Genomic DNA, 9,758 nt, shown 5'->3' on the forward strand with positions numbered 1-9,758 from the left:
GACGGAACCGTGGAGGCTCTCGAACGGGCCGCCGGGCAGGGCTGGTTCGCCGCAGTGCGGCGGCACCCCGAGGACACCGCGCACACAGATCCCGCCCAACAGCGCCTGTTCGACGGCCCGGTCGGCGCAGCGGGAGCGCGCGTGCGGGAGACACCGGTCAGCGTTCCCTGCGGGATGCCCGCCTCCTTGGCGGCATGGCCCCGCGACGGTGGAGACTCGGACTCGCCCCGCACCCACACGAACCACAGCACGACGAACGCCGTCCATGCCAGCTCGGAGCCACGGAGAACCGAGTTCAAGTTCAGGACGTTGAGACTACGCAGTCGGGACCTTCGGCCGCCCCGGGGGCGTGACCGATCGTGCTGTCCTGGATGCATGGGCAAGTACGTCACGCAAGACCTGCGCACCGCATCGCTCGCATCGGGCTACGGCTCGGTGGCGGCGTTCGGCGCCCTGGCCGACCAGGTTGACGAGACCAGGCTCCGGCAGCTGTACCAGCGGGGGCTGGCCCTCCTGTCGCCCGCCGCCCTGCTGGTCGGCATCCTGGCCGTCGACGCAGTCACCAGCCGCGGTTTCCACAGCATCGTCTGGGTCGTTCTCGTCCCCGGCCTGGCCGCAGTCCTGTGCGGGATGCGCGCCACCGCTGCCTACGGCGTTCTCACTGTGCTCGTCTACTCCGGCGTCGACGCTTCTCACCCGGACCCCCATATGGAAGGGCTGTCCGGGCTGATCCTGGTAGCTGTCGGCGGTCTGTGCGCGCTCGTGGCCTGTGCGGGCCGGCTGCGCGCTCAACGCCGGGTCCGCCACATCCGTGAGGTCGCCGAGACGACACGCCGCACCGTGCTGCGTCCGCTGCCGTCCCGCTGGGCAGGCCTGGAGCAGGCTGCCGCGTATACGACCGCGGATGTCGCCGCCAGGGTCGGTGGCGACTTCTACGACATCCAGCCCTCCGCCCATGGGACGCGCCTCGTCCTTGGCGATGTCCAGGGCAAGGGACTCAACGCTGTGGCATGCGCCTCCGCGCTGATCGGCAGTTTCCGCGAGGCCGCAGCCCACGAGGTCGACCTCGTCGATGTGGCCGTGCGCATGGACCAGCGGCTGCAGCGTCACCAGGGGCACATGCAGGCCTTGGGCAGTGAGGAGCCCGAACGCTTCGCCACGGCGGTGCTCGTCAACTTCCCCGAGGGCGACCCGACGGGCCCCCGCGATACCCACGTCGAGATCGTCAACTGCGGTCACCTCACCCCACTGGCCGTCGGACAGCACGGTGTCCGGACCCTGCCGGGCGTGACCACGCTGCCCCTCGGATTGTTCGGACTGACGGGGGACGTACCGGACGTCGCCACCGTTCCCCTCGCCGCGGGGGAGACCCTCCTGCTGGTGTCCGACGGTGTGACGGAGGCACGCGACGGCAACGGCGACTTCTATCCTCTGCGCGACGACCTGAACACCGCGCTCCGAGTCGACCCCGACCTGGCAGAGCCCCGCCGGCTCGTACGTCACGTTCGTGCCGCCGCCGCTCGCCATTCCGTGGCCGGCCTGACGGACGACACCACTGTTCTGGCCGTGCGGCAGGAGCACTCGGCGCCGGGCGCCACAGAGAGCGGCGCGGAATCCCGCACGCTGACCGCCGCTGCCGAGGTCACGGGGGCCGTCCCGGCAGAGGGCGGCCTGACGTCCGGGGCGCTTCGGTGACTACCGGGACACTCCGCGGCCCGGTGCAGAAGGGGAGGTGACGCTTCCAGCGGCTCACTCCGGACAGCGGAACCTCACGAGGCGCTAAATGACCGAATTAACGCTATATGTAGAAAAAAAAGCAGCTTCATGCGGCAAACATCACCCAGGAGGGCACATGGCAGACGTAAAGCACGCTGAACTTTCAGAAGGCGCACGCAAGACGGCAGCGGAGGCGCTTCAGGCTCAGCTGGTCGACCTGCTCGATCTCGTTCTGGTCTCCAAGCAACTGCACTGGAACGTGGTCGGTCCGCACTTCCGGAGTGTGCATCTTCAGCTCGACGAGCTCGAAGGCACCGTACGGAGCCGCGCCGACGAGGTAGCCGAACGCGCCGCAACGCTCGGAGTGCCCCCGGACGGGCGCGCCTCCACGATTGCTTTCGAGTCCTCCATCGCGACGGTCGCGGAAGGCTGGCAGGAGGACTCGGCTGCGGTCGACGCGGTAGTGGCTGCTCTCGACACGGCCATCGCCAAGGGCCGAGAGCGCATCGCGGCTGTCGCAGAGGTGGACCCGGTGACCGAGGACCTCTTCATCGGCCTGGTGGGGGAGCTGGAGAAGCACCACTGGATGTTCCGGATGAAATCCGGACGGACTGACCACTGAACCTGGGCACCCCGCCTGGGCCGCCCCTAGATTCCTGGATTGGCTGGATCCTCACCATGGACATTTCCTACCTCCGTCCGCTCTACGTCGACTCCGACCGGCCCGTGGTCTCGGTGTACCTCGACACCACCCGCTCGGTACCCGACGCGGACCGGCGCATCGACGTGCGATGGCGAGCGGTGCGCCGAGACCTGGCAGAGCAGGGCGCCGACCTCCCGACGCTCGAAGCGCTGGACGACGTCGTCGGCGGCGTTCCCGATCTTCCCGGACCCCAGGGGGAGGCCCTGTTCGCCACGGAGGGAAAGGTGCTCGGCGCCTACACCCTTGCTGCTGCGCCAACGGTCGACTCGGCGAGGTCGCTCCCTGCGCCGGACCCCCTCCTGTTGGCCTTCGACCGTGACCATCAAGTGGCCCACGTCGTCGTCGCAGTGGACCGCGAAGGCGCCGACGTGGAGGCTTTCCCGGCCGCTGCCCACGAGCCCGCCTTCCAGCGCACCTTCAACGGCAGCACGCTGCACATCACCCGAGTACGGGCGGGAGCCGAAGCGCAGGCGTCGTTCCACCGCCGCACCGTCAACGTGTGGAACGAGAACACCGCCCAGGCCGCTCAGGACGTACGCGAAGCCGTGGACGCGGTGGAAGCCCAAGTAGTGCTGGTCGCCGGAGACCCGAAGGCCTATGGAATCCTGCGGGAGCACCTGGAGACGCTGCCCGTCCCCCTCGTGCAAGTCGGCGGCGGCCGCGCCGACGACGAGGCTCGGGCTGCATTGCGGCAGGGGGCTGATGCGGCACTGGCGGAAGTTTCGGCCACGGCCCACCGCACTGCGCTGGAGGAGCTGAAGGAGGCGCTCGGCCGAGGGCAGGCTCTGGAGGGCATCCCGGCCGTGAAGGAGGCCCTGGCGGCAGGAAGGGTGGAGACGCTGTTCCTCGCGCCCGACAGTGACGCGGCGAACGCCACGCTCTTCGCCTCTCGGAAGGATCCGCTGCTCCTGGGCACGGACCCGGCAGCCTTTGGCGAAGATCCCACCGTGTTCAGCGCACCGGCGCATCTGCTCCTCTTCCGTGCCGCAGTCCTCGGTAACGCCTCCTTCTCCGAGCTCCTGCCGCCCATGCGATGCCAGGACGGTGTCGCCGCCCGGCTGCGCTACTGAGGCCGCTGCGTATGCCCGACCCGGCGCGGGGCCCCGGTCCAGGGGATGCCGGGTCGGGCAGTGGCCTGTTCAACAGAGACGGCGTCGGCTGCACATCCCTTGTGCCGTCGGCATGTTGATGCCGTCAGGGGCGGGCCGTCTCCGGCTCGACCTCGCCGTGCCCGAGCCACGGGCGGGCCAGGAGGAGCAGGGCGAGCCCTGCGATGACAACGGCGACCAGCATGATTGTGGCCATCGGGGCGGAGCTGGATTCGCCGAACAGGCCGACCACAGGGGCGGCGATCGCGCCGAACAGGAACTGGAGTCCGCCGAGCAGGGCGGAGGCGGCGCCAGGGGCCTGGCGTCCGAGTGTCTGGCCGATACTCATAGTGGCCGGAAAGGTCAGGCCGACGCCCACCATGGTGACAAACAGGCAGACCCATGTGCCGGTGAAGGTCTCACCCGCGACGCCGAGGAGGACCAGCTGAGCGACGGCACCCAGCGCCGCGATGGACACACCGGAGACCAGCAGGGTGTTGAGCCGGACGCGGCGTGCCAGCCTCGCGAAGACGGCGCCGGCGAGAAGGATGCCGAGGGCGTTGACGGCGAAGATCAGTGAATACATTCCGGACGACACGGAGTGCAGGTTCTCGAAGACGAAGCTGGAACCGCTGATGTAGACGAAGAGGGCCGCGGAGACGAAACCGAGCGTGAGTACGTAGCCCATGAAGGCGCGGTCGCCGAGAAGTGTGCCCATGGCGCGGAAACTGCTCGTGATGCCCCCGCTGTGGCGGCGCTCCGGCGGCAGCGACTCCGGCACACCGGACAGGACGGCGACCAGCAGCGCGGCGCCGATGATGGCAAGGAAGCCGAATACGGCGCGCCAGGTGGAGAGGGAGAGGATGGCGCCGCCCAGGACGGGAGCGGCCACCGGGGCGACGCCGAGGATCTGCGAGAGCAGTGCGAAGTAGCGGGGGATGTCGGCGCCCTGGAAGCGGTCGGTGATGACTGCGCGGGCCAGCACCATGCCTGCGGCGCCGGCGAAGCCCTGGAGGAAGCGGACGGCGATGAGTGTCTGGACGTTCGGCGCGAAGACGCACACCAGCGACAGCAGAGCGAAGCCGGCGGCACCGGCTATCAGCGGCGTGCGCCGTCCGACGCCGTCACTGATCGGGCCGATCAAGAGCTGGCCGACCACCATCCCGACGAGGAAGGCGGTCATCGTGAGCTGGACTGCCGAACTGCTCGCATGGAGCGAGGTGCCCATTGCGGGGAAGCCGGGCACGTACATGTCGATGGCGAGTGGAGCGACAGCGGTGAGCGCCGCCAGCACAATGATCAGCGCGAAGCTGCTCTTCGGTGAGCTGGGTGTGGCGGGGTGGGCAGTGCCCTCGCGCAGGTGTGTCTGGGGTAGCATGGCAAAAACATAACTAATACTTCACCGGTTATGCAATTGAGGAGTAGCGGTGTCCCTCCAGCCCTCGAAGGTCCGCGAGCAGTGGGCCCTGCACAATCCCGGCCTGGACACCTCCCCCATGGAGGTTGTTGTCCTTGTCAAACGAGCCTCCGCCCTGCTCGACCGGGCCCTCGAACCGCTCTATGACGGGGCATCGCTCACCGCACCCGAGCTGGACCTGCTCATCCCCCTCCGGTACGCACATGGGCCGGTCATCGCCCGCAGCATCGCCGACCACATGAACCTCTCGCAGGCCGGGGTCAGCAAGGCGCTGAGCAAGCTGGAGCGGCGGGGCTACATCGAGCGGAACCCCAATCCCGCCGACCGGCGAGCGGCGTTGGTGACCGTCACGTCGGCAGGACAGCAGGCCGTCGACCACCTGTTCCCGCGGCAGCTCGGCATCGAGGCAGAGATGTTCGCGGGCCTGGGGCAGGACCGCGGCGCAATCGTGGACGCGCTGACCCGCCTCGTCGCAGTGATGGAACGGCACGTCGCGGATGACCCCCAGTACCAGGCTCACACGCCACCGGGCGCATGAGGTGCGGTGGGACAGCCGCCTCCAGGGCCCGACTTGCTGCGACGTACTCCCCGACTCCCGACCACCACCGGCCGCCGGGACGGGTCAGTGCACGCCGTCCTGGCGCCGCACGTACCAGAGGCCGGTCAGGGAGACGGCGGCGACGCCCATGTAGTACAGGCTGGGTGAGTTGAGGGAGCCGGTGCGGCTGATGAGCCAGGTGAGGGCGAGGGGTGCGATGCCGCCGAGGAGGGTCACACCGAGGTTGTAGGCCAGGGAAACAGCGGTGGTGCGCACCTCGCCCGGATACAGGGCCGTGAGGAGGGCGGGAAGCGGGGCGAAGTAGAACGCCATGATCACGCCGAGGACCGCGATGACCCCGACCAGGGTGGCTACGGTCGGTGAGCTGGTCAGCGTCTTGAACAGCGGCCACGCGAGCGCCAGCGCGGCGACGGCCGCCCATGTCATCACCCGCGCCGGCCCGACCCGGTCCGCGAGCCTGCCGACGAACGGCACCCCGACGAGCGTGACAAGACCGGCGACGACCCCACCGAGGTAGGCCGCGTCGGCGGGCACCCCGAGGCTCTTCACCGCGAAGGTCGGCATGTAGAGGATGAGGTAGACGGAGATCGTCGCGACCCCGACGCACGCGGCACCGGCGAGCACCCTCCCGAGGTGACGCGTCAACGTGGACCGGACCGGTGTACGCTCCCGCACCCCCTGACGGAACTCCTCGGTCTCGGACAGTCGCGCCCGGATGTACAGGCCGACGGGCCCGACGAGAACGCCCACGATGAACGGAATCCGCCAGCCCCAGGCGTACAGGTCCTCCTCGGACAGATATGTGAACAGGACGTAACCGAAGGCAGAGGCGAGGAACATCGACGCCCCCTGGCTGGCCACCTGCCAGGACGAGTAGTACGCCTTGCGGTGCGGCGCCGTCTCGATGAGGAACGTCGTGGCGGTCCCGAACTCCGCACCGGCCGAAAGGCCCTGGACGAGCCGCGACACCAGGATGATCAGGCCCGCCCAGGCTCCGACCGCCTCATGCGTCGGAGCGGCGGCCATCAGCACGGTCCCGGCCATCATCAGCAGGAGCGTCAGGGTGAGTGCCTTCTTGCGGCCGTGCCGGTCGCCGTACCCGCCGATGAGCAGACCGCCCACAGGCCGTACGAGATAGGAGATCGTGAACGTCGCGAAGGTGAGGATGAGGCCGAGGCCCGCGTCACCTCCGGGGAAGAAGTTCTTCGCGATGACGACCGCGAACGACGCGTAGACGATGATGTCGAACCACTCAAGGGCCGCGCCGATCGAGCTGCTGATCACCGCCTTGCGGGCGGCCGCGATACGTTCCGGCGTGACGTTCACCGCCGAAGGGACGGAGGGTGCGCCGGCGCCGGACCCGGCGGGTGTGGCGGTCATGACAGGGGGGCCTCTTCTCTTCGGTGCGGTGGAGACGGCTCACAGGACGCGCAGAGGACGCCGAGCGGCGCAGAGGACGCCGAGCGACGCCGGGGACGGACGGCACCGGCTGACCGGCTGAGCGCTGAGCGGCTGAACCAGCCTGCTCAGCACCGCAGATGACCGATGAGGTTGTCCAGAAAGGCCTCACAGCGCGCGATCTGCTCAAGCTCGACGAACTCGTCCGGCGCATGCGCCTGCGCGATGTCTCCCGGACCGCACACCACGGTCGCAATCCCGGCCCGATGAAACAGCCCCGCCTCGGTGCCGTAGGTGACCTTCCCCGAACTCACCTCACCACCCCACCGCGACGCCAGGTCCATGACCTCGGCGTCCAGCGCAGTGTCGAGCCCCGGAACCTTCGCGCCGATGGACACCTCCACCCGCGCGTCCGGGTTCTCCTGACGCATCAACGCCTCGATCCGCCGCACCTCGGCCCGGAACAACTCGATCGTCTCGTCCACATCCATGCCCGCGACCGCACGGAACTCAAAACTCAACGAGCACTCCGCCGGCACGGTGTTGACCGCGATACCACCGGCAATCTCATTGACCGTCGCCGTCGTGAACGGCACCTCGTAAAACTCGTCGAACGGCCCCTCCACGCGCTGCCGTTCAGCAAAGGCACGCACGAACCGCACCAACTGGGCCGCATACTCAATCGCGTTGACCCCCTGCGGCGTCAACGACGAATGCGCCGCCACACCATGAAAAACGACCCGCACCACCGTGATCGACTTGTGCCCGCGAATGACCCGCATACTCGTCGGCTCCCCGACCACACACGCCCGCGGCCGCAGCGCCCGCCGCCCCAACTCCTCGACGAGTGACCGTGCACCGGCGCAGCCGATCTCCTCGTCGTACGAGAACGCCAGATGCACCGGCTCACTCAGCCGCGTACCGGTGAACTCCGGCACCTTCGCCACGACCGCGCCCACGAACGACTTCATGTCACACGCACCTCGCCCGTACAGCCGGCCGTCACGCACCTCGGCCCGGAACGGATCACTGCTCCACGGCTGTCCGTCGACGGGAACGACATCGGTATGTCCCGACAGGACAACACCGCCGGTGGCCGACCCGTCGGCGGCGGGAATCGTGGCGAGCAGATTCGCCTTCGTACCCTCGGAGTTGGGAACAATCACCGGCTCGATGCCGTGGGCGCGTATCTCCTTCGCGATCAGCTCTATGAGTGGCAGGTTGCTGTCACGGCTCGTCGTGTCGATGCCGATGAGACGAGTGATCCATTCCAACGTCACATCGGACGGAACCAGGGCAGTGCTGTCGGCCGGCATGTGCAGAGCCTCCAATGGATCGGACGGGTTGTACGTGCGTACGCATGCGGTGTGCTGACGGCAGCAGAGCCCCGACACCAGCAGCGGACAGACGACGCAGGTTTCATACAACCACCACGCGCACCTGGATATGCCAGTTCCAGCGCCAGTTCCAGCGCCATTTCAGTGCCGGCGCTCGGCGGCAGCGGCGGCACACACCTTGCCCCCGAGCCGTGCCAGCCATGTCCGGCACCGCGAGCACCTTGTTGCGGTGCGCCTTGGTCCGCCTCGGCCCCGGACCTCCGGATGCTTCGCCAGCGCCCTCGCCAGGCTCAGGGCCGAGCCGACGGGCCGATCCGCGCCGCCCGCGCCCGTACTACCGACCTGTCACGTTGAGCGCGATCGACGTCGCACTCGCCCAACTCGGCACGGAGCACTGCGCGACCCGCAGATCCTTCCTGCGCCCCCGTCTGCTGTCTGCTGTCCGCTGTCCGCTGTCACTGTGCCGCGCTCAGCGTGAAGGGAGCGGCCATGAACCTGATCTCCACGACGGCCAGGACGATCGGGCCGTGGACGCGATCGGCGCCAGCGCCGAGTGCGGACACTCCATTGCGGGGTCAGGTGGCCGGCCACCGGCTGAGCGCGTCCTGCTCGGTCCGCGGTGTTGTCATTGGGTGAGCGAGGGGCGCATAAGGAGGCGGCCTGCGCGCCTGCAACGCCTCCTGTGCCTCGGACGTGAGCCTTTCCTCTGCGGGAACAGGGGTGGATTCTGTCTCTCCCAATCAGCGCGCCAAGGTGGTTCCCGTGACGACAGGCAGTACCAGCGACAACTCCGCAACGCCCCCCGAGCCCGAGTCACGACCACCCACACGCGGCGGGCGGAACAGGCGCAACAGCGCGACAAAACTGGCCTACGCCGTGGCGATCGTCGGCGCCGTGGCGGCTGCTGTTGTGACCCCTCTCGGGGATCACCTGATGAAGAGCTTCCTCGACGAGCCGAGCTGTCCGGGTGAGGCCTGTGAGGGGAAGAACCCTCAGAACCAGGGATGCGGCGAAGACGCGCGTACCTACAAGCCCGCCGTCGCCAACCCCGCCCTTCTCCAGCTCCGCTACAGCGAGGACTGTCAGGCGGTATGGGCGCGCGTCGAACGCGGGAGCCCAGGGGATCTGGTCACGGCAGAGGCCACAGGGGGAGCCAAGCGCACTGCCCAGATCGAGTACGGAGACGACAAGTTCACCAGCATGGTGAGCGTGGGTGACGGCGAGTTCCAGGTCACCGCCTGTGCGCTACCCAAGTCCGGTGGCGAGAGCACCTACGAGCGCTACTGCATCAATGCAACCGAGGCGACGGCTTGGCGGTGATTCGGGAAGTGCGCCAGCAGGACCAGGTGTGCGACCTGAGTGTGGTTGTGGTTGTGGTTGTGGGTGGTGTGTGTGACTGTGTGGTGTTGTGGCAGTGGGTTGGTTGGGAGTAGATTCTGATGCGATAGGGGGGATTGACCAGTGTCTTCGCTGGGCGATGGATGCTGGATGGTGGCTGTCACGGGGTGACTAATTGGCTGCTATCGCTTGAGAGTTCGGG

General features: G+C 68.2%; 8 protein-coding genes and 1 pseudogene. 5 read left to right on the forward strand and 4 right to left on the reverse strand.

The genetic code is table 11. The features are described from left to right. Nucleotides 1-140: 140 nt before the first annotated feature. Nucleotides 141-296: pseudogene (locus QIS99_RS16705) on the reverse strand (MarR family winged helix-turn-helix transcriptional regulator); the annotation flags it as partial. A gap of 79 nt (nt 297-375) precedes the next feature. Here QIS99_RS16705 and QIS99_RS16710 point away from each other — a divergent pair. The 3 genes from QIS99_RS16710 (at nt 376) to QIS99_RS16720 (ending at nt 3,489) form a co-directional block, all read left to right on the forward strand. Continuing rightward, on the forward strand, nt 376-1,695 hold the full coding sequence (locus tag QIS99_RS16710) for a PP2C family protein-serine/threonine phosphatase (RefSeq protein ID WP_282514178.1): 1,320 nt from the start codon (nt 376-378) through the stop codon (nt 1,693-1,695). 157 nt (nt 1,696-1,852) lie between these two features. Continuing rightward, complete coding sequence (locus QIS99_RS16715) at nt 1,853-2,338, forward strand: Dps family protein (protein ID WP_282514179.1); 486 nt, start codon at nt 1,853-1,855, stop codon at nt 2,336-2,338. Nucleotides 2,339-2,451: 113 nt separating this feature from the next. Continuing rightward, complete coding sequence (locus QIS99_RS16720; RefSeq protein ID WP_282514180.1) at nt 2,452-3,489, forward strand: baeRF2 domain-containing protein; 1,038 nt, start codon at nt 2,452-2,454, stop codon at nt 3,487-3,489. A gap of 124 nt (nt 3,490-3,613) precedes the next feature. Here the strand turns inward: QIS99_RS16720 and QIS99_RS16725 are convergent, their stop codons facing one another. Next, a complete protein-coding gene (locus tag QIS99_RS16725; RefSeq protein WP_282514181.1) occupies nt 3,614-4,885 on the reverse strand; it encodes a multidrug effflux MFS transporter in 1,272 nt (423 codons plus the stop codon). A 49-nt stretch (nt 4,886-4,934) separates the two neighbouring features. On the opposite strand from QIS99_RS16725, the gene QIS99_RS16730 reads away from it, so the two are divergent. Continuing rightward, a complete protein-coding gene (locus QIS99_RS16730) occupies nt 4,935-5,462 on the forward strand; it encodes a MarR family winged helix-turn-helix transcriptional regulator (RefSeq protein WP_282514182.1) in 528 nt (175 codons plus the stop codon). Between the two features lie 84 nt (nt 5,463-5,546). On the opposite strand, the gene QIS99_RS16735 is transcribed toward QIS99_RS16730, so the two are convergent. Then, nucleotides 5,547-6,863: an MFS transporter gene (locus tag QIS99_RS16735; protein ID WP_282514183.1), complete on the reverse strand. Its 1,317-nt coding sequence runs from the start codon at nt 6,861-6,863 to the stop codon at nt 5,547-5,549. A gap of 146 nt (nt 6,864-7,009) precedes the next feature. Next, complete coding sequence (argE, locus tag QIS99_RS16740) at nt 7,010-8,197, reverse strand: acetylornithine deacetylase (protein ID WP_282514184.1); 1,188 nt, start codon at nt 8,195-8,197, stop codon at nt 7,010-7,012. Between the two features lie 783 nt (nt 8,198-8,980). Here argE and QIS99_RS16745 point away from each other — a divergent pair. Further along, nucleotides 8,981-9,538 carry a DUF2690 domain-containing protein gene (locus QIS99_RS16745; protein WP_282514185.1) on the forward strand — a complete coding sequence of 186 codons (558 nt, stop codon included), beginning with the start codon at nt 8,981-8,983 and terminating at the stop codon, nt 9,536-9,538. Nucleotides 9,539-9,758: the final 220 nt, after the last annotated feature.

It is taken from the genome of Streptomyces solicavernae (assembly GCF_029968095.1).
GTDB lineage: Bacteria > Actinomycetota > Actinomycetes > Streptomycetales > Streptomycetaceae > Streptomyces > Streptomyces solicavernae.